The organism is Kitasatospora sp. NPDC005856 (genome assembly GCF_040629945.1).
Taxonomy (GTDB): Bacteria; Actinomycetota; Actinomycetes; order Streptomycetales; family Streptomycetaceae; genus Kitasatospora.
Genome location: NZ_JBEXWT010000014.1, coordinates 43,677 through 60,950 on the forward strand (window position 1 = coordinate 43,677; position 17,274 = coordinate 60,950).

At 75.7% G+C, this 17,274-nt stretch carries 17 protein-coding genes and 1 riboswitch; of the genes, 5 read left to right on the forward strand and 12 right to left on the reverse strand.

Annotated elements, in window-relative coordinates:
* The first annotated feature begins 84 nt into the window (after positions 1–84).
* Positions 85–882, forward strand: a complete 798-nt coding sequence (locus tag ABZ449_RS11455; protein WP_360343918.1) for a helix-turn-helix domain-containing protein — start codon at positions 85–87, stop codon at positions 880–882.
* Here the strand turns inward: ABZ449_RS11455 and ABZ449_RS11460 are convergent.
* The 6 genes from ABZ449_RS11460 to ABZ449_RS11485 form a co-directional block, all read right to left on the reverse strand.
* A complete protein-coding gene (locus ABZ449_RS11460) occupies positions 879–1,715 on the reverse strand; it encodes an ECF transporter S component (protein ID WP_360343921.1) in 837 nt (278 codons plus the stop codon). The two genes, ABZ449_RS11455 and ABZ449_RS11460, sit on opposite strands and share 4 nt — an antisense overlap.
* Positions 1,712–3,313 (reverse strand): ATP-binding cassette domain-containing protein, encoded by a 1,602-nt coding sequence (locus ABZ449_RS11465; RefSeq protein ID WP_360343924.1) that lies wholly within the window; start codon positions 3,311–3,313, stop codon positions 1,712–1,714. Before ABZ449_RS11465 ends, ABZ449_RS11460 begins: the two co-directional genes overlap by 4 nt.
* The gene (locus ABZ449_RS11470; protein WP_360343927.1) at positions 3,310–4,419 is read right to left on the reverse strand and encodes a CbiQ family ECF transporter T component; all 1,110 of its coding nucleotides are present in this window, start codon (positions 4,417–4,419) and stop codon (positions 3,310–3,312) included. Before ABZ449_RS11470 ends, ABZ449_RS11465 begins: the two co-directional genes overlap by 4 nt.
* Positions 4,420–4,443: 24 nt before the next feature.
* The gene (locus ABZ449_RS11475; protein ID WP_360343930.1) at positions 4,444–5,214 is read right to left on the reverse strand and encodes an SCO2322 family protein; all 771 of its coding nucleotides are present in this window, start codon (positions 5,212–5,214) and stop codon (positions 4,444–4,446) included.
* Positions 5,214–6,458, reverse strand: a complete 1,245-nt coding sequence (locus ABZ449_RS11480) for a prenyltransferase/squalene oxidase repeat-containing protein (protein WP_360343933.1) — start codon at positions 6,456–6,458, stop codon at positions 5,214–5,216. Before ABZ449_RS11480 ends, ABZ449_RS11475 begins: the two co-directional genes overlap by 1 nt.
* 106 nt (positions 6,459–6,564) lie before the next feature.
* Positions 6,565–6,647: riboswitch (cobalamin riboswitch) on the reverse strand.
* A gap of 144 nt (positions 6,648–6,791) precedes the next feature.
* On the reverse strand, positions 6,792–7,382 hold the full coding sequence (locus ABZ449_RS11485; RefSeq protein ID WP_360344299.1) for a TetR family transcriptional regulator: 591 nt from the start codon (positions 7,380–7,382) through the stop codon (positions 6,792–6,794).
* A 262-nt stretch (positions 7,383–7,644) separates the two neighbouring features.
* Between ABZ449_RS11485 and ABZ449_RS11490 the strand changes: the two genes are divergently transcribed.
* The 3 genes from ABZ449_RS11490 (at position 7,645) to ABZ449_RS11500 (ending at position 11,008) form a co-directional block, all read left to right on the forward strand.
* Positions 7,645–8,955 carry a glycosyltransferase family 4 protein gene (locus ABZ449_RS11490; protein ID WP_360343936.1) on the forward strand — a complete coding sequence of 437 codons (1,311 nt, stop codon included), beginning with the start codon at positions 7,645–7,647 and terminating at the stop codon, positions 8,953–8,955.
* A gap of 251 nt (positions 8,956–9,206) precedes the next feature.
* Positions 9,207–9,950, forward strand: coding sequence for a class I SAM-dependent methyltransferase (locus tag ABZ449_RS11495; protein WP_360343939.1), 744 nt, complete (start codon positions 9,207–9,209; stop codon positions 9,948–9,950).
* Positions 9,947–11,008 carry a prenyltransferase gene (locus ABZ449_RS11500; RefSeq protein WP_360343942.1) on the forward strand — a complete coding sequence of 354 codons (1,062 nt, stop codon included), beginning with the start codon at positions 9,947–9,949 and terminating at the stop codon, positions 11,006–11,008. Before ABZ449_RS11495 ends, ABZ449_RS11500 begins: the two co-directional genes overlap by 4 nt.
* A gap of 127 nt (positions 11,009–11,135) precedes the next feature.
* Here ABZ449_RS11500 and ABZ449_RS11505 read toward each other — a convergent pair whose 3' ends face one another.
* The 5 genes from ABZ449_RS11505 to ABZ449_RS11525 form a co-directional block, all read right to left on the reverse strand.
* Entirely contained in the window at positions 11,136–12,032 is an 897-nt protein-coding gene (locus ABZ449_RS11505) for a hypothetical protein (protein ID WP_360343945.1), read from the reverse strand.
* Positions 12,033–12,219: 187 nt separating this feature from the next.
* Complete coding sequence (locus tag ABZ449_RS11510; RefSeq protein WP_360343948.1) at positions 12,220–13,260, reverse strand: N-acetylmuramoyl-L-alanine amidase; 1,041 nt, start codon at positions 13,258–13,260, stop codon at positions 12,220–12,222.
* Between the two features lie 7 nt (positions 13,261–13,267).
* Positions 13,268–14,509, reverse strand: coding sequence for a hypothetical protein (locus ABZ449_RS11515; protein WP_360343951.1), 1,242 nt, complete (start codon positions 14,507–14,509; stop codon positions 13,268–13,270).
* Between the two features lie 147 nt (positions 14,510–14,656).
* Positions 14,657–15,310 carry a class I SAM-dependent methyltransferase gene (locus ABZ449_RS11520; RefSeq protein ID WP_360343954.1) on the reverse strand — a complete coding sequence of 218 codons (654 nt, stop codon included), beginning with the start codon at positions 15,308–15,310 and terminating at the stop codon, positions 14,657–14,659.
* A 45-nt stretch (positions 15,311–15,355) separates the two neighbouring features.
* Positions 15,356–15,502, reverse strand: coding sequence for a hypothetical protein (locus ABZ449_RS11525; RefSeq protein ID WP_360343957.1), 147 nt, complete (start codon positions 15,500–15,502; stop codon positions 15,356–15,358).
* On the opposite strand from ABZ449_RS11525, the gene ABZ449_RS11530 reads away from it, so the two are divergent.
* Complete coding sequence (locus ABZ449_RS11530; protein ID WP_360343960.1) at positions 15,501–16,583, forward strand: alcohol dehydrogenase catalytic domain-containing protein; 1,083 nt, start codon at positions 15,501–15,503, stop codon at positions 16,581–16,583. The genes ABZ449_RS11525 and ABZ449_RS11530 overlap by 2 nt on opposite strands.
* A 128-nt stretch (positions 16,584–16,711) precedes the next feature.
* Here the strand turns inward: ABZ449_RS11530 and ABZ449_RS11535 are convergent, their stop codons facing one another.
* Entirely contained in the window at positions 16,712–16,885 is a 174-nt protein-coding gene (locus ABZ449_RS11535; protein WP_360343963.1) for a hypothetical protein, read from the reverse strand.
* Positions 16,886–17,274 lie beyond the last annotated feature (389 nt).

The window sequence follows — 17,274 nt, forward strand, 5'->3', positions numbered from 1 at the left end:
AAGGGTGCTCGGCGCTTGCGCAGAAGTTACCCCGGCGGTGCGCCAACACCCCGGGGTTCGGCACCAGGAGACAGGACCTCCAAGATGCAGATCCATCGTATCCCTCAGCATGCTCCCGGGTACACGATCCTGGACAACGGCCACGTCGTCCGTAAGCACTCGCTGAGTTGGGCCGCGCGCGGGCTGCTGGGCTATCTGCTCAGCCTGCCGGACGGGGCCCGGGAGGACATCCGTACCCTCGCCGCCAAGAGTGTGGAGGGGCGAACCACCGTCGCCCGGGCGTTGCGGGAGCTGGAGGCGGCGGGGCACTACGTGCGGCGGACGCAGCGGGACCCGCTGACCGGGCAGGTGCGGACGGTCGTTTCGGTTCATGAGGTGCCGGTCACGTCGGCCAAAGCGGTGCACGCGGTGCCGCCGCTTCCCGTGGCCCCGGCCGCCGGTGCCCCAGCTCCAGGCAAGCCAGGCGGCGGGAAGGCGGGAAGCCCTTCCAAGGAACCGAGGAAGAAGGAAGCAGAACAACCTTCCGTCCGTCCTCCCGAGAAGTTGACGGCCGGCATGGCACTGCTGCTCGAACTCGGTCGCCGGGAGCCCCGGATGGCGTTGGCGGGGAAGCCCTTGAGTGATCAGGCCGCGCGGGTGGAGGGGTTGCTGGCGGGCGGGTGGACGCGGGACGCGCTGGCGGGGATCATCGCGGCGCCGCTGCCGGACAAGGTCACGCACAGCGTGGGGGCGATCGTGGCGGCGCGGATCGCCAAGGTGCCGATCGTTCCGGCACCCAGGCAGGAAAGCGGTGGCCCCCGCAGGCACGAATGCCCCGGGCAAGCCGGGATGTGCGGGCGGCCCGTCGCCGGTGCGGGCCAGGTGTGCGGGGCGTGCCGTTAGCGCTCCGGCGGGTGGAAGGTGACCGGGGCGTCGAAGGCGGCGCGGCGGGTCGTCCGGCGCAGGGCGCGCAGGACGGGGGTGCCGAGGGTGAGGCACAGGACGACGGTCAGGACGGCCCGGGGAAGGTCCCAACCGAGCGACGTGGTCAGGCAGTACGCGGCGAAGCGGACCAGGTTGGCGGGCAGCTGGTCGCCCGGCACGAAGGAGATGGAGCCGGCCAGGCCGCCGATGTACGGCCAGCCCTGGAGGTTCATGATCGTGCCGTACAGCAGGGACGCGACGGCGCCGTACCCCGCGAGCAGCCAGAGTTCGCGGCGGCCGCGCAGGGAGGAAGCACCCGGCAGCAGCCCGGCCCCCAGGCACACCCACCCCATCGCCAGCATCTGGAACGGCAGCCAAGGCCCGACCCCGCCCGTCAGCAGCGCGGAGGCGAACATCGACAGCGAGCCGAGTACGAAGCCGAAGCCCGGCCCGAGCACTCGCCCCGACAGCACCATCAGGAAGAACATCGGCTCCAGCCCCGCCGTGCCCGCGCCGAGCGGCCGCAGCGCCGCGCCCGCCGCGGCCAGCACGCCCAGCAGGGCCACCGACTTGGCGTCCAGCCCCGGCGCCCCGCCGCCCGCCGAGCGGCCTTCGGAGATCTGGGCGATGACGACGGCGAGCAGCAGCGGCAGCAGCAGGGCGAACAGCCACGGCGCGTCCGCGGAGTGGCCGACCAGCGCCGACTTGGTGGAAGCGAGCAGCGGCCAGCCGAAGGCGGTCACGCCGACGGCCGTGACAAGGAGGAGGGCCGTGACGGACCGGCGCCCCAGCGGGACGGGACGAGTGCTCATGCGCCCAGCGCCTCCGCGACCTGCCCGACGGTGAGCCACGGCCCGGGCGCCAGCACCTTGGAGACCTGCGGGGCGAAGGCGGGGGAGGAGACCACCACCTCCGCGGTCGGTCCGTCCGCGACGATCTCGCCCTCGGCCAGGATCACCGTGCGGTGGGCGAGTTCGGCGGCCAGTTCGACGTCGTGGGTGGCGAGCAGCACGGCGTGGTCCTCGGCCGCCAGCGAGCGCAGGATCTCCACCAGCCGGGCCTTGGCGGCGTAGTCGAGGCCGCGGGTCGGTTCGTCCAGGAGCAGCAGCGGGGGCCGGGCGGTGAGCACGACGGCGAGGGCGAGGGTGAGCCGCTGCCCTTCGGAGAGGTCGCGCGGGTGGGCGTCGTCGGCGATGCCGGGCAGCAGGCGTTCCACCAGGGCGCGGCAGGTGCCGGCGGCGGCGCCCGCGTCGGTGTCGGCCGCGGCGCACTCGGCGGCGACCGACTCGCCGTAGAGCAGGTCGCGCGGGTCCTGCGGGACGAGGCCGACCTCGCGGATCAGCTCGGCGGGGCGGGTGCGGTGCGGGGTGCGGCCGCCGACCCGGACGCTGCCGGAGGCCGGGGCGTGCAGGCCGACCAGGCTGCCCAGCAGGGTGGACTTGCCGGCGCCGTTGCGGCCCATCAGGGCGGTGATCTCGCCGGGGCGCAGCGCGAGGTCCACGCCGCGCAGCGCCTGGACCGGGCCGCGCCGGACGGCGAGGCGGTCGGCCACGGCGAGGGGGGACGCGGTCGGGGCGGAGACGGCGGCGGGCGCCCGGCCGTCCAGTTCGGCGCGCAGCGGGGCGGCCTTGCGGCGTGCGTCGCGGACGGAGAGCGGCAGCGGTCGCCAGCCCGCGAGCCGGCCGAGGCCGACCACCGGCGGGTGGACGGGGGAGTGCGCCATCACCTCGGCCGGTTCGCCCAGCAGCGGGGGCGCGCCGGGGGTGAGCAGCAGCACCTGGTCGGCGTACTGGACGACCCGTTCCAGCCGGTGCTCGGCCATCAGCACGGTGGTGCCGAGGTCGTGCACCAGCCGCTGGAGGACGGACAGCACCTCCTCGGCCGCGCCCGGGTCGAGCGCCGAGGTGGGTTCGTCGAGGATCAGCACCCGGGGGTGCACGGTGAGCACCGAGCCGATCGCGACGCGCTGCTGCTGGCCGCCGGAGAGGGAGGTCAGCGAGCGGTCGCGCAGGTCGGCGAGGCCGAGCAGGTCGAGGGTCTCCTCGACCCGGCGGCGCATCACGTCGCCCGGCAGGCCCAGGGACTCCATGCCGTAGGCGAGTTCGTCCTCCACCGTGTCGGTGACGAAGTGGGCCCGCGGGTCCTGCCCCACGGTGCCGACCACGTCGGCGAGATCGCGCGGCCGGTGTTCGCGGGTGTCCCGGCCGTCGACGGTGACCCGGCCGTGCAGCACCCCGCCGGTGAAGTGCGGCACCAGGCCGCTGACCGTGCCCAGCAGGGTGGACTTGCCGGAGCCGGACGGGCCCACCAGCAGGCAGAGTTCGCCCTCGGGGACGGTGAGGTCGACGCCGCTGAGCGCGGGTGCGGCGGAGTCCGCGTACCGGACGGAGACCTGCTCGAAGGTGATCACGATGCCCTCCGGGGCGGGGTCGGGGCGGCGAACGCCGGTACCAGGCCGAGCAGGACGGCCAGCACGGCGGTCAGGGGCAGCGCGGGGACGGTCGGCGGGACGACGGTGGGGGCGAAGGCGGCCGGGTCCCGCGCGGCCAGGTAGGTGGTGAGGGCCGCCACGGCCACCCCGGAGCCGGCGGTCAGCCACTCCGGCAGGGCCCACGGGTCCGGCCGGTAGCGGGTTCTGACGGATCGTCGGTTGCCGAGCAGCAGCCCGGCCGAGGCGGCGGCCAGGCCGAGCAGCAGCACGGGCAGGGCCCAGCCCGCGCCGTCGGCCGTCAGCAGCCCGTACGCGGCCAGGCAGACCCCGAGCAGCCCGGCCAGGGTGAGCGCGGCCGTCGCCCGGGCGAGTCGGCGCGGGACGTCGGCGGTGCGGCCGAAGCCCCGGGTGTCCATCGCGGCGGCCAGTGCGATGGACCGCTCCAACGCACCCTCCAGCACCGGGAGTCCGACGCTCAGCACGGCCGTGACGCCCTTGTCGGTGCGGCCGCGAAGGCGCCGTGCGGCGCGCAGTCGGCGGACGTCCGCGATCAGGTTCGGGGCGAAGGTCATCGCCACGACGACGGCGACGCCCGCCTCGTAGAGCGCACCGGGCAGGGTGCGCAGCAGGCGGGCCGGGCTGGCCAGGGAGTTGGCGGCGCCGACGCAGATCAGCAGGGTGGCCAGCCGCAGTCCGTCGTACAGTGCGGCGAGCAGTCCCTCGGCGGTGACCCGGCCGCCGATCCGCACGCCCTGCGCCCAGGTGGGAAGCGGGAGTTCGGGCAGGGTGAACAGCACATGGGTGCCGGGGATCGGCGAGCCGAGGAACACGGCGAACACCAGCCGGATGCCGAGCACCAGCAGGCCCAGCCGCAGGAACGCCCCGTACGAGCGTGACCAGGGCGCGTCGCCGCGCCGGGCCGCGACCACGTACCCGGCGACGGCCGCGAGCAGCAGCAGGATCGCCGGGTTGGTGGTGCGGGTGGCCGCCGCGCCCAGCCCGAGTGCCCACAACCACCAGGCCCCGGGGTGCAGTTGACGGGGGCCGGTGGGCGGCCGGGTGCTACGGGCGGCGGTGCTGCTCACGGTTGGCTGTCCAGGGGTGGGGGATCAGGAGTGACGGCGGCGGCGGGCCTGCCAGACGGCGCCACCGGCGAGGACGGCGACCAGTGCGCCACCGGCGATCAGCCCGATGTCCGGGCCGCTGCCGCGGTCGCTCGACGTGGCGCCGGTGCCCGGCTGGGCGGCGCCCGCCGCGCCGATCTGGTCGCCGCAGCCGGCCGTCGGGTACCCGGCGATGGCGCAGAGCAGCCCGTTGGTGTCGTAGCGCAGCGGCGGGGCGACGGCGGCCAGCACCTCGGCCGAGGTGGCCCGCGGCGTGACGCTGGCGCAGGCCGTGCGCTGCTCGGGCGGCGCGGCGGTGGAGCCGGCGTCCTCGGCGGTGCCGAAGTCCAGCACGACGGCCACCCGCTTGTGCCCCTCCTGCGCGGGGGTGGCCGCGCAGATGTCGGCGAAGCTCCCGGCGGTCCGAGGCTTCGCGGCGTCCTGCCCGCCGTCCGGGCTCAGCGCGAACCGCCACCCGTCCACCGCGCCGTCCGGCGGCACCGCGACGGCGGGGCCCTGCTGCTGGTACGTCCAGCCCCCGCCCTCGGCGCCGCGCCAGAACGACCAGTACCGGTACCCGGCGGCCTGCGCGGGTGCGGCGGAGGCGAGCAGCAGCACCGCCCCGAGGAGGGGGAGGAGCAGCGCGGCCGGTGTGATCGAGGGCCGCCGCCCGCGAGCGGGGAGGGTGGAGCGGCGGGCCCGGACGGCCGAGGCCGGGCCCGGGCCGGGCGGGGTGGGGCCCGGGCCGGGCGCGGTGGGGCGGGGTGCCGGGTGCATCAGAGGTGGGAGTTGCGCTTGCGCTGGAGGCTCAGGAGGAGGCCGCCGCCGACGCCGACGAGGAGGCCGATGCCGATGAGCCAGTACTGGCCGATGCCGCCGTCCTCCTTCTTCTCCTTCGGGGCCTGCGTCGCCGAGGCGGTGGCTTCGGCGGCCTTGGGCGTCGGGCCGAGGGCGGTGAGCTGGCCGGTCAGGGCGGCGGTGTCGCGGTGGGCGGCCTGGGCGACCAGCAGGAGGGTGGCGGTGGCACCGGCGTCGGTGCCGCCCTTGGTCCAGGTGGCGCCCTCCTTGGTGAGCCAGTCGACGGCGCCTGCGGCCTGCTGGGGGTGGCCGCTCTGGGTGAGGGCGAGGGTGGCCCAGGCGGTGGCGGTGTAGTCGGGGGTGGGGGCGGCGCCCGGGGTGGTGAGGGTGAGGTGGGCGCCGCCGGCCGCCAACTGGGCGGTGAGGTGGGCGCCGACGGCCTCGCCGGAGTCCGCGTGCGACACCGGGCCGGGAGCGGCCGAGGCGTCGGAGGGGCACACCAGGGCCTTGGGCGCGGCGTCGGCGCGCACCGAGGTGGCGACCGGCAGGTGGCCGCCGCCGGCGGCGAGCGCGGCCTGGGCGCTGGCCAGGGCGTTCGGGGTGAGGGCGCCGCCGGCCGGGTCGGCCTGGTAGGCGAAGGCGCCGCGCTGGTCGGCGGGGGCGGCGCAGCCGAGCTGGAACAGGGCGAGCCCGTCGAAGGCGGACTTGCCGGCCTTGGCGACGCCCGCCGGGTCGGTCTTCGCGGCGAACAGCGCGTTGACGGCGAGTCCGGTGGAGTCGGCGTCGCCCGGGTTGCCGGGGTTGTAGGCCCAGCTGCCGTCGGCGTTCTGGTTGGTCTTGAGCCAGGCGACGCCCTTGTCCACGGCCTCCTGGTGCCCGCCGAGGGCGACGAGGGCCTGGATGGCGACGGCGGTGGCGTTGCTGTCCTCGAACTTGGCGTCGCAGGCGGCGCCGGCGTTCCGGAAGGAGGGCCAGCCGCCGTCCTCGCACTGCTGGCCGGTGAGCCAGCCGACCGCGGAGTCGGCCGGGGTGATCCCGGCCGCCGTCAGCGCGGTGAGTGCGAGGGACTGCCGCCAGACACCGTCGTACGTCGGGTCGCTCTTGCCGTACAGGCCGTCCGGGACGGTGGGCGGGGCGACGTCGGCGAGGGCCGGGCCGGCGGCGATGCCGGTGAGCAGCGCGGCGGACAGGGCGGCGGCGCCCAGGCGGGCGGCGGTCAGCATGGTGCGGGTGTGCCTTTCGGTGAGCGGTGGTGGCCCGGGCGGGGCCGTTCCGTAGTCCTCGACGGTGCCGGGCGCGTGCGTCCGGGTCGGCCGCTCGCCCCTCCCCGGGTGCTCCGGCTCGTCCGGGCGGCCGGTGACGGCGCCGGTCTCACGGCTGCGGGTCAGCGCCGGATTCGCACCGGCTTTCCCCGGGGGAGGAGCGGGATGGAGTTGTGCTGCCTGTCGACTCTAGCCGCCGGAGCACGACGTGCGGCCCGGAGACGGCAGGAACAGGTTCCAGTCAGGCGGTCGAAAGCGACCGGATCCGACGGGGCGCGGGGGGCTGCCGCCGCCTCACGGCAGGGTGAGCAGCCGGGCCGCGGTGTGCAGGTCGGCCCGTACCTCGGCGATCGAGGCGCGGCCGGAGAGCCAGGCGACCAGTGCCGAGTGCCAGGTGTGTTCGATCACCCGCACCGCCGCGCGCTGGCTCTCGCTGGGCGGTCCGCACTGGCCGATCGCGTCCAGGATGAGCTGTCCGGTGGCCACGCTGACCTGATCGACCTCGGCCCCGACCGAGCGGTCCGCGAAGGACAGCGCCCGGACCATCGCCTCGGCGAGCAGCGGCTCGCGCTGCAGCGCGTGGAAGGCCCGGGTGAGGGTGTCGGCGACCCGCGGGGCCGGTTCGGGGTCCGTCGGCGGGTGGCGCCGGATGTGCTCCTGGAGGCCCTGGAGCTGCTCCAGCATCACCGCCACCAGCAGGTGCACCTTGGACGGGAAGTACCGGTAGAGCGTGCCGAGGGCGACCTGCGCGCTCTCCGCGACCTCCCGCATCTGCACCGCCTCGTACCCGCCCCGCACCGCCAGCGCGGTGGCGGCCCGCAGGATGCGTCGGCGCCGTTCGGCCTGGCGCGCGGTCAGCGGCGGCTCGCCCGGAGGGGAGGGCAGCGGCGACGTCGAAGGAGAGTGCGGCGGCAAGGGTGCTCCCGGGCGGGCGAGAGTGGCGGCGTGCTCCACGTGGTCGGCAGGATCCGGCGTGGCGGGAATCACCAGCCCTGGCTCCTGAGGAAATGCTACGGGCCGGTATCTTCGAGGTCTCTCATTGTTCATGTGGTCGACGACGAGTTCCCCGGCTACTGAAACCTGATCTACTTTAGCGACCGGAAGCACGACCGGCAGCACCGATAGCAGCTAGAGAAGAGGGCCCAGGATGACCGCGCAGCCGCTGCGGATTGCCCTGCTGTCGTACCGGGGTGACCCCTTCTGCGGTGGTCAGGGCGTGTACGTACGACACCTCTCCCGCGAGCTGGCGAGGCTCGGCCACCACGTGGACGTGATCGGCGCCCAGCCCTACCCGGTGCTCGACGAGGTCGACGGCCCCGGCTCGGTGCGCCTGGTGGAACTGCCGAGCCTGGACCTCTACCGCGCCGACGACCCCTTCCGCACCCCGGCCCGGGGCGAGTTCCGCGGCCCGGTGGACGTGCTGGAGTTCGCCACCATGCGCACCGGCGGCTTCCCCGAGCCGCTCACCTTCTCGCTGCGCGCCCGCCGCCACCTGGCCGCCCACAAGGGCCGCTACGACGTGGTGCACGACAACCAGACCCTCGGCTACGGCCTGCTCGGCCTGGCCCGGCACGGCTTCCCGCTGGTCACCACGATCCACCACCCGATCACCGTGGACCGGCAGCTGGAGCTGGACGCCGCCACCACCCGGGGCAAGCGCCTCTCGCTGCGCCGCTGGTACGCCTTCACCCGGATGCAGCGCCGGGTCGCCGCCCGGCTGGACCACGTGATCACCGTCTCCGGATCCTCGCAGCGCGAGATCGCCGAGCACCTGGGCGCCGTGCCGGGCGCGATCTCGGTGGTGCCGATCGGCGCCGACACCCGGCTCTGGTCGCCCTCGGCGGAGGTCGAGCGCGTCCCCGGCCGGATCGTCACCACCTCCAGCGCGGACGTCCCGCTGAAGGGCCTGGTCTTCCTGGTCGAGGCGCTCGCGAAGGTGCGCACCGAGCGGGACGCCCACCTGGTGGTGGTCGGCAAGCCGCAGAAGGAGGACGGCCCGGTGGCCGAGGCGGTGCGCCGCTTCGGGCTGGCCGAGCACATCGAGTTCCGCAGCGGACTGACCGACCGGGAACTGGTCGACCTCTACCGCTCGGCCGAGGTGGCCTGCGTCCCCTCCCTCTACGAGGGCTTCTCGCTGCCCGCCGCCGAGGCGATGGCGACCGGCACCCCGCTGGTCGCGACCACCGGCGGGGCGATCCCCGAGGTGGCCGGGCCGGACGGGGAGACCTGCCTGGCGGTGCCGCCGGGGGAGGCGGACGCACTGGCCGCCGCGCTCGGCCGGCTGCTGGACGATCCGGAGCTGCGGGCCCGGCTCGGCGCGGCCGGACGGGAGCGGGTGCTGGCCCGGTTCACCTGGGAGCGGGCCGCCGAGCTGACCGCCGAGGCCTACCGCGCGGCGGTCGCCACCGGCGTCGGCGCCCGGGCCCGTTCGGGACCGGGTTGGCGGTACGTGGCCTAGGCCGTGTCGACGCGCACGGCGGGCGGCACCGTCCGGGTCGGCCACCCGGGCGACACCGCCCCGGTCGGCCGTTCGACCGGCACCGTCCAGGTCGGCACCGTCCCGATCGGTCGCCCGGCCGGTCGCCCGGCCGGTCGCCCGGCCGGTGACGGCGGGTCGGCGACCCGACCGGCGGCGCGCGGCGGCACACCGAACACATGCCTGACGAGGCGTCAAGAACGCTTGGCAGCAATAGGAATGGGAGTCCAGCAGTGCTGACCGTCGATTTCTCGCGCTTCCCGCTCGCCCCCGGCGACCGGGTGCTCGACCTGGGCTGCGGCGGGGGCCGGCACGCGTTCGAGTGCTACCGCCGCGGCGCCAACGTGATCGCCCTCGACCAGAACGCCGAGGAGATCGCCGAGGTCAGGAAGTGGTTCGCGGCGATGGAGCAGGCCGGTGAGGCCCCGGAGGGCGCGTCGGCGGTCGCGATGGAGGGCAACGCGCTGGCGCTGCCGTTCGAGGACGAGTCCTTCGACAAGATCATCATCTCCGAGGTGATGGAGCACATCCCGGACGACAAGGGCGTGCTCGACGAGATGTTCCGGGTCCTCAAGCCGGGTGGCCTGCTCGCCGTCACCGTGCCGCGCTGGCTGCCGGAGAAGATCTGCTGGGCGCTGTCCGACGAGTACCACGAGGTCGAGGGCGGCCACATCCGGATCTACCGGGGCGACGAGCTGCTCGGCAAGCTCAAGGACGCCGGCCTGGAGCCCTACGGCACCCACCACGCGCACGCGCTGCACTCGCCGTACTGGTGGATCAAGTGCGCGGTCGGCGTCGACAACGACAAGGCGCTGCCGGTCAAGGCGTACCACAAGCTGCTGGTCTGGGACATCGTCGGCACCCCGGTGATCAGCACCCTCACCAAGGCCGCCGAGCGGGCGCTCAACCCGGTGATCGGCAAGAGCTTCGTCGCGTACGCCTCCAAGCCCAACCGCGCGCCGGGCAGGACGGCATGACCGCCGCCGTCCCCGAGGTGCTGCTGCTCGACGGGGTGCTCGACGCCGAGCAGGCCGCCGACACCGTCCGCAGCATCCTGGCCGAGCAGCGCCCCGACGGCGCCATCCCTTGGTTCACCGGCCACCACCTCGACCCGTGGGACCACACCGAGGCCGCGATGGCCCTGGACACCGCCGGCGAGCACGCCGCCGCCGAGGCCGCCTACCGCTGGCTCGCCGCCGCCCAGAACCCGGACGGCTCCTGGTACGCCGCCTACACCGACGGCGTGGTCACCGACCGGGCCAAGGAGAGCAACTTCTGCGCGTACGTCGCGGTCGGGGTCTGGCACCACCACCTCAGCGCCGGCGACGACGCCTTCCTGGAGTGGATCTGGCCGGTCGTCCGGCGCGCCCTGGACTTCATCGTCGGACTGCGGCTGCCCGGCGGCCCGATCGCCTGGCGGGTCGACGAGGACGGCACCGCCACCGACGAGGCGCTGCTCACCGGCTCCTCCAGCATCCTCCACGCGCTGCGCTGCGGCCTGGCCATCGCCGAGTACCTGGAGGAGCCGCAGCCCGACTGGGAGCTCGCGGCCGGGCGGCTGGGGCACGCCGTCTCCCACCACCCCGAGCGGTTCCTGGACAAGGACCGCTACTCGATGGACTGGTACTATCCGGTGCTCGGCACCGGCCTGCGCGGCGAGGCCGCGCTGGCCCGGATCGAACGGGACTGGGAGCGCTTCGTCGTCCCCGGCCTCGGCGTGCGCTGCGTCAGCGACCGCCCGTGGGTGACCGGCGGGGAGAGCGCCGAGCTGGCGCTCGCGCTCTGGGCGATCGGCCAGTCCGACCGCGCGGTGGACATCCTGCGCTGGATCCAGAAGCACCTGCGGCACGAGGACGGCTCGTACTGGACCGGGTACGTCTTCGAGGACGACGCGATCTGGCCGGAGGAGCGCACCACCTGGACGGCGGGGGCGCTGCTGCTCGCGGTGGCCGCGCTCGGCGGGGACCCGGCGACGGTCGCGGTCTTCGGCGGGGAGCAGCTGCCGGCCGGGCTGGTGGTCGAGGACTGCTGCTGATCCGGGCGTGCGTGCGGGCGTCGCGCGCACGTGCGGGAACCGGCGGGGCAGGCGGAGGCCGAGCGCTCATGCGGAAGGGGCGGGACCGGAGAACCGGTCCCGCCCCTTCGCGGTGCGTCGGGGGACGTCAGCCGCGCTGGATGCCCGAGGTGTCGGCCAGCACGCCCTGGTTGCCGTCCGGCAGCTGCGCGACCAGCGCGGCGCCGCGCTGCTCGACGGCCAGGTACCAGGTGCCCGGCACGACCTCGCCGACCGGGGCACCGGCCGGGTTGTCCTTCGGGGCCAGCTGGCGCGGGGCCGGCACGGCGAACCAGAAGGGCTGGAAGTCCGCCGCCGGGGCGGCCGCCTGCTGCTGCGCGGCCTGGGCCGGCTGCGGGGCCGGGACACCGGCGTCGTGCGGCTGGACCGGCTGGCCGGGCTGCGGCTGGCCGGCACCCGGGTAGCCGTAGCCGCCCTGGCCGCCGAACGCCGGGTCGTGGCCCTGGGCCGGGTAGCCGTACTGACCGGGCTGGCCGGCCGCACCGGGCTGGCCCGGGTAGCCGTACTGGCCGGGGACGGCCGCCGGGCGCTCGGAGACCAGCGGGGCCTTCAGCGCGGGCACCAGGGGGCTCGCGGCGGCCGCGCCGGCGAGCACGATCAGCGCGATGAAGCCGAGCCAGGCGCCGAAGCCGTGGCTGACGGTCGAACCGTACGGGCTCGCGCCCAGGGACCAGACCGAGGTCCACAGCGCGGCGACGGCGAAGGCGATGCCCCACTGGTCCAGGCGCAGGCCGAGCACCTGGCGGTTGGTCGCGGCCTGGCCCTGGAAGCGCTGCACCAGGATCAGCACGGCGGCGACGATGCCGAGCAGGTAGATCGAGGGCAGGACGGGGAACAGTTCGGTGCTCCACGCGTTCTTTGAGGCATCCGCGCAGAACCGGCCGCTGCAGTCCGCGGTCAGGTAGGGCAGGAAGGAGGCGATGAAGAGCAGGACGGCCGCGCCTGCGACGGCGGCGTCTCCCCTGGTGAGAGCGCGCAGATTCACTAACGTTCCCCTCGTTGACGTGTCGTGGACGGTGGTTCGTGCGGTCGGGCTGACCGGCCGAAACTCCCGAACGGACCAGAAGCCTAGGCCCAACCGTCCTGCCGGTGCACGGCGGGACGGGGAACGGGGCGAAGTCGTTGCAAACCGTGCGGTCCGGGCGGAGCGTCGTCCTCCGGGGGTGTGCGGTTCAACTCCCGCGTCGCTCTTCGGTCTTCTCTTGGGTCGTCAGGAACGCGGTCAGCGCGTCGGCGATCCCCTGGGCCGCCTGCTGGCGCCACTGAGGGTCCGTCATCCGCTTCGCGTCCGTCGAGTTGCGCATGTTACCGCACTCGATGAACACCTTGGGGACGGTGGAGAGGTTGAGGCCGCCCAGGTCGGAGCGGGTGTCCAGGCCGTCCTTGGCGGTGTAGTCCGCGTACGGTTCGCCGGTCGCGGCGTGGAACCGCTCGCGCAGCAGGAGGCCGAGCCGGTGCGAGGGGGCGACGATCGCCGCGTTGTCCGCCTTTCCGGCCACCACCCTGGCGGGCACGATCACGTGGAAACCGCTGCCGCTCGCCGGGCCGCCGTCCCCGTGCACCGAGAGCGCGACGTCGGCGTGCGCCTCGGCGCCCGCTCGGGCGCGTTCGTCGATGCACGGGCCCCAGGGGCGGTCGCCGTCCTGCACCAGCACGACCTCGGCGCCCCGGGCGGTCAGGATGGCGCGGGCCCGGCGGGAGACGTCCAGGGAGTACTCGGCCTCGGTGTAGCCGGCGTTGGTCTCCGTGCCGGTGGTGTCGCACTCCTTGCGGGCGTTGCCGATGTCCACCTGACGGTTGATCTCGGCGGTGTGGGAGGAGTTGCCGGGGTTGTGGCCGGGGTCGAGCAGGATCGTGCGGCCGGCCAGGCCGGTGGCCGGGTCGGCGGGCGGGGCCGGGGTGCCGGCCGAGGGGGTGCCGGCGGCGGTCGCGCCGTCGGTGGGTGCCGGCGCGACCGGAGGGGTGAGGGGCGTGCCGGTGGCGCCCGGCTGGTCCGTGGCCGTCGGCGTCGCCGTCGCCGCCGTCGGAGCCTGGGGCGGGACGGTCGCGGCCTGCGACGACGTGGCCCGGGCCGTTGCGCCCGTCGGGCCGGAGTGGTCGAGGGCCCGCCAGCCGAACCAGCCCGCCGTGCAGAGGGGAACGGCCACCGCCGCGGCCGTGGTGGCGCGCAGCAGGGCGGAGCGGCGGGGCGGTCGGGCGGCGGAACCGGTCACTGGTCGGTCAGATCCTGTCCTGGGTGCGCGGAGTGAGGCCGTAGTTCTTGGCGATCGGGTTCCACTTGTTCATGAAGTCCGTCTTCGCCTGGGTGGCCTGCGGGTTGAGCTCGTCGGCGTGCTTCTTGTCCTGGGTGGCCGGCGCCCTGCCGGTGCACCCCTGGGCGGCCACGGCGCGCGCCCAGCTCGCGTACGCCTTGTCGATGTCGGCCGACAGCTGCCAGGCGGACTTCAGCGAGTTCACCGCGTCCGCGCCGCCCGGCACGTCCGTGACGCTCAGTTGGGAGAGCTTGGCCAGCAGGGCGGTCCGCTGGCTCGCGCCGTTGTCGAAGGTCTGCGCGGCGCTCTCGATGTCGGCCTTCGACGGGCAGCTGGTCACCTTGGCGACCGCACTGCCGATCGGGGCCTTGGCGTTCTCGCCCTCGCTGAGCAGGCTGTCCAGCGCCTGGGCCTGGGTCTGGGCGCCCGGGCCGGGGACGGTCGCGGTCGGGGACGGCGCGCCGGTGGGCGCGCCGGACGTGCTCGCGGCGGTGCTCGGCGCGCCGTTCGTACCCGTGGGCGCGGGGGCGGGCGGGGGGTTGTCCGAGCCGGCCGCCGGGGCCGAGGCCGGGGCGGGCGAGGCCTGGCCGTCCTTGTCGTCGCCCTGGGTGGCCAGCAGCAGGCCGCCGCCGATCGCCAGCACCAGGAGCAGGGCGAAGCCGATCAGCAGCGGGGCCTTGCGGTTGGCCGGACGGTCCTCCTCGTCCCCGGGGCCGGTCGGATAGTCGGGCTGGACGCCGTACGGGGGCTGGACGCCGTAGGGGGGCTGCGTGCCGTACGGCGGCTGGGCGGTCGGCGGGCCGGCCGGCGGCTGCAGGAGGTAGTCGTGCCCGGGAGCCTGCGCGCCCGGGTGGGAGGGGAACGGCGCGGCCGCCGGCGGGGCGGCCGGGGGCGGCGGGGCGGCGCCGGGGAACAGCCGGGCGGTCGGCGGATCGTAGCCGGGCGAGGCGGCCAGGTACGGGCGGGCGCCCAGCGGCGGGCCCTGGTCGCCGACGCCGCCGGCCGCGGGCGGCGGGGCCATCGGGCCGGGGCGGGCGGCGGACTGCTCGGCCGCGGACGGCGGGGGCACGGCGGCGGAGGCCGGGGCGACGGGTGCCCCGGGGGCGGGCTGCGGGTCGGCCGGGGGCTGCGGGCCGCGCACCCAGCCGCCGGCACCGCCGCGCGCGGTGGGGTCCCAGACCGCCGGAGCGCTGTTCTGCTGGTCCGTCATGTCGCTGCTGGCCCCCACCGTCCGCCGATGCTCTGCGCTCTGCCTGGTGCTGCGCGGCCACCGTACCGTTCGAACCCCCGCCGGGCAGCCCCAGCACGACGTTAGAGCATCGGCGCGGGGCCGCGGGAAGGGTTCAGGGCACCGGCCTCAGCGGGCGGCGCGGCGCAGGACGCGCAGGGAGCCGGTCACCGAGATCTCCTCGAAGCCCTCGGCCAGCGCCCGCAGGTACACCCGGTACGGGGCCTGGCCGCCGTCCGCCGGATCCGGGAAGACGTCGTGCACCACCAGCAGGCCCTCCGGCGCCAGGTGCGGCACCCAGCCCTCGTAGTCGCCGGTCGCGTGCTCGTCGGTGTGCCCGCCGTCGATGAACACCAGGCCCAGCGGGCGTCCCCACAGCGCGGCGATCCGCGGCGAGCGGCCGACCAGCGCCACCACGTGCTCCTCCAGCCCGGCGGCGTGCAGGGCGCGGCGGAACCGCGGCAGGGTGTCCATCAGCCCGACCTCGGGGTCGACCAGCGTCGGGTCGTGGTACTCCCAGCCGGGCTGCTGCTCCTCCGAGCCGCGGTGGTGGTCGACGGTTAGCGCGACCGTCCCGGCCTCCCGGGCCGCCGCCGCGAGCAGGATCGCCGACCGCCCGCAGTACGTGCCGATCTCCAGCACCGGCAGCCCGGTGCCCCGCGCCGCCGTCACCGCCGCCGCGTACAGCGCGAGGCCCTCGTCCACCGGCATGAACCCGGTGGCCCCCTCGAACGCCGCCAGCACCTCGGGCGCCGGTGCGGCGCTCAGCAGCAGGTCGGACATGGGGGTACTCCTCGGGGTCGGGGCGCGGACGGACGTGCACGGACCCTACTCGACGGTAGCGGGGGCGGCGGCCCCGGGGCGGCCGACGGCCGGGAGGCCGTGGAACGCGTTCTCGTCGCGCCGCGCCGCCCGTGCCAGAATCGGCGCGACCGCCGATCCGAGGAACACCAGGCACCCCGGGAGCAGCACCATGCGCGCAGCCGTCCTGCACGAGACCGGCCAGGAGACCCTCGACGTCCGCGAGGACGTCACGGCCGTCGGCTTCGGGCCGGGCACCGTACGGGTCCGGATGCGCGCCGCCAGCCTCTGCCACTCGGACCTCTCCGCGATGAGCGGCGTGCTGCCGCAGCCCGCGCCGTTCGTCCCCGGGCACGAGGGCGCCGGGGACGTGCTGGAGGTCGGCGAGGGCGTCACCGGCCTCGCCGCCGGCGACCGGGTGGTGCTCTGCTGGATGGCCCCGTGCGGCCGCTGCGACCACTGCCGCCAGGACCGCGGCCACCTGTGCGTCGCCAGCCTGCGCAGCCTCGGCGCCCCGGGGTTCCGGATCGCCGAGGGCGAGGTGGACGCCTCCGGCTTCTACGGCACCGGGGCCTTCGCCGAGGAGGTCGTGGTCGCGGCGAACGCCGTCATCAAGGTGCCCGCCGACCTCCCGTACGAGGCCGCCGCGCTGATCGGCTGCGGGGTGACCACGGGCGTCGGCGCCGCGGTGAACACCGCCCGGGTCGAGCCCGGAGCCTCCGTCGCGGTGATCGGGGCGGGCGGGGTCGGCGTGGCCACCGTGCAGGGCGCCCGGGTCTGCGGCGCCGGCCGGATCACCGTCGTCGACCCGGTGGCCTCGCGCCGTGAACGCGCCCTGGCCTTCGGCGCCACCGAGGCGATCGTGCCCGAGGAACTGAAGGCGGCGGCCAAGAAGCTGCCCGGCGGCGGCTTCGACTACGTCTTCGAGGCGGTCGGCCGCGCGGCCACCGTCCGGGCCGGTTACGAGGCCGCCCGGCGCGGCGGTGCGGTGGTGGTCATCGGCGCGGGCGCGCAGGACGACCTCGCGCAGTTCACCATGGGCGAGCTGTTCTTCAACGAGAAGCGCCTGCTGCCCTCGCTGTACGGCGGGGCGACGGTCACGCGCACCATCGGGCTGGTCGTGGACCTCTGGCGGGCCGGGCGGATCGACCTCGGCGGCATGGTCACCCACCGGGTGGGGCTCACGGACGTCAACGAGGCGATCGCGCAGATGCGCAGCGGCGAGGCGCTGCGGACCGTCGTGACGATGGACTGAGGGCGGGCCGCAGGACGAAGCGCGGGCGCGGACCCGGTGGGCCACGGGGAAGACGAGGGCCCGCCGGGGGAGTCCGTGCTCTCCCGGCGGGCCCTCGGGCGCGGCGCCGCCCTGAGGCGCCGCTGCGGTCAGCCCTGCGCGCCGGCCGCGCGGTGGCGGCCGTGCGGGTCGGACTGCGGGCTGTCGTCGGCGGCGGAGCCACCGCGGTGGCGGCCGTGCGACGCGGTGTCCTTGGCCGTCTTCTCGTCGGCGTCGGTCCCGGTAACCGCGGGTCCGGTGGTGTCGGTGAGGGTGTCGGACATGAGATTCGTCTTTTCCGTGCGGAGGGTGCAGGTCATCGGCGCCCGGCCGACGCCGGTGGCGCACGGTCGGGGCCCCGATCGGGCGCTCGGTACGCGCCCGTAGCCGGTGATCGCGGCCCGTGCCCCGGCCACCATAACGGCCGGAACGGACGAGATCCTATCGAGATCACGACGCGGGTCCCGGGCCGGTCCGGGGCCCGGAACCGGGCCGGCGGCCCACCGGCGCCGCGTCCCGGGGCGGGCGCCCGGCAGGTCCGTACCAAGGTCCGGAATCGGCGCCCACCTGCGGCGAGTTCACCCGGATCGCCCAGCGCGGCGCCGCTGCCGGGCCCTTGGGCCGACGCCGCGCTGGGCTCCCGGGGCTTCCGGGTTCCGGGGCTCCCGGGCTC

Bases quoted from the DNA above. Each gene is read 5' to 3' on its own strand.
- ABZ449_RS11515 (WP_360343951.1), bottom strand. From the start codon at position 14,509: ATGACGGACCAGCAGAACAGCGCTCCGGCGGTCTGGGACCCCACCGCG.
- ABZ449_RS11525 (WP_360343957.1), bottom strand. From the start codon at position 15,502: ATGGTGCTGCTCCCGGGGTGCCTGGTGTTCCTCGGATCGGCGGTCGCG.
- ABZ449_RS11455 (WP_360343918.1), top strand. From the start codon at position 85: ATGCAGATCCATCGTATCCCTCAGCATGCTCCCGGGTACACGATCCTG.
- ABZ449_RS11480 (WP_360343933.1), bottom strand. From the start codon at position 6,458: ATGCTGACCGCCGCCCGCCTGGGCGCCGCCGCCCTGTCCGCCGCGCTG.
- ABZ449_RS11475 (WP_360343930.1), bottom strand. From the start codon at position 5,214: ATGCACCCGGCACCCCGCCCCACCGCGCCCGGCCCGGGCCCCACCCCG.
- ABZ449_RS11500 (WP_360343942.1), top strand. From the start codon at position 9,947: ATGACCGCCGCCGTCCCCGAGGTGCTGCTGCTCGACGGGGTGCTCGAC.
- ABZ449_RS11520 (WP_360343954.1), bottom strand. From the start codon at position 15,310: ATGTCCGACCTGCTGCTGAGCGCCGCACCGGCGCCCGAGGTGCTGGCG.
- ABZ449_RS11530 (WP_360343960.1), top strand. From the start codon at position 15,501: ATGCGCGCAGCCGTCCTGCACGAGACCGGCCAGGAGACCCTCGACGTC.
- ABZ449_RS11535 (WP_360343963.1), bottom strand. From the start codon at position 16,885: ATGTCCGACACCCTCACCGACACCACCGGACCCGCGGTTACCGGGACC.
- ABZ449_RS11490 (WP_360343936.1), top strand. From the start codon at position 7,645: ATGACCGCGCAGCCGCTGCGGATTGCCCTGCTGTCGTACCGGGGTGAC.
- ABZ449_RS11460 (WP_360343921.1), bottom strand. From the start codon at position 1,715: ATGAGCACTCGTCCCGTCCCGCTGGGGCGCCGGTCCGTCACGGCCCTC.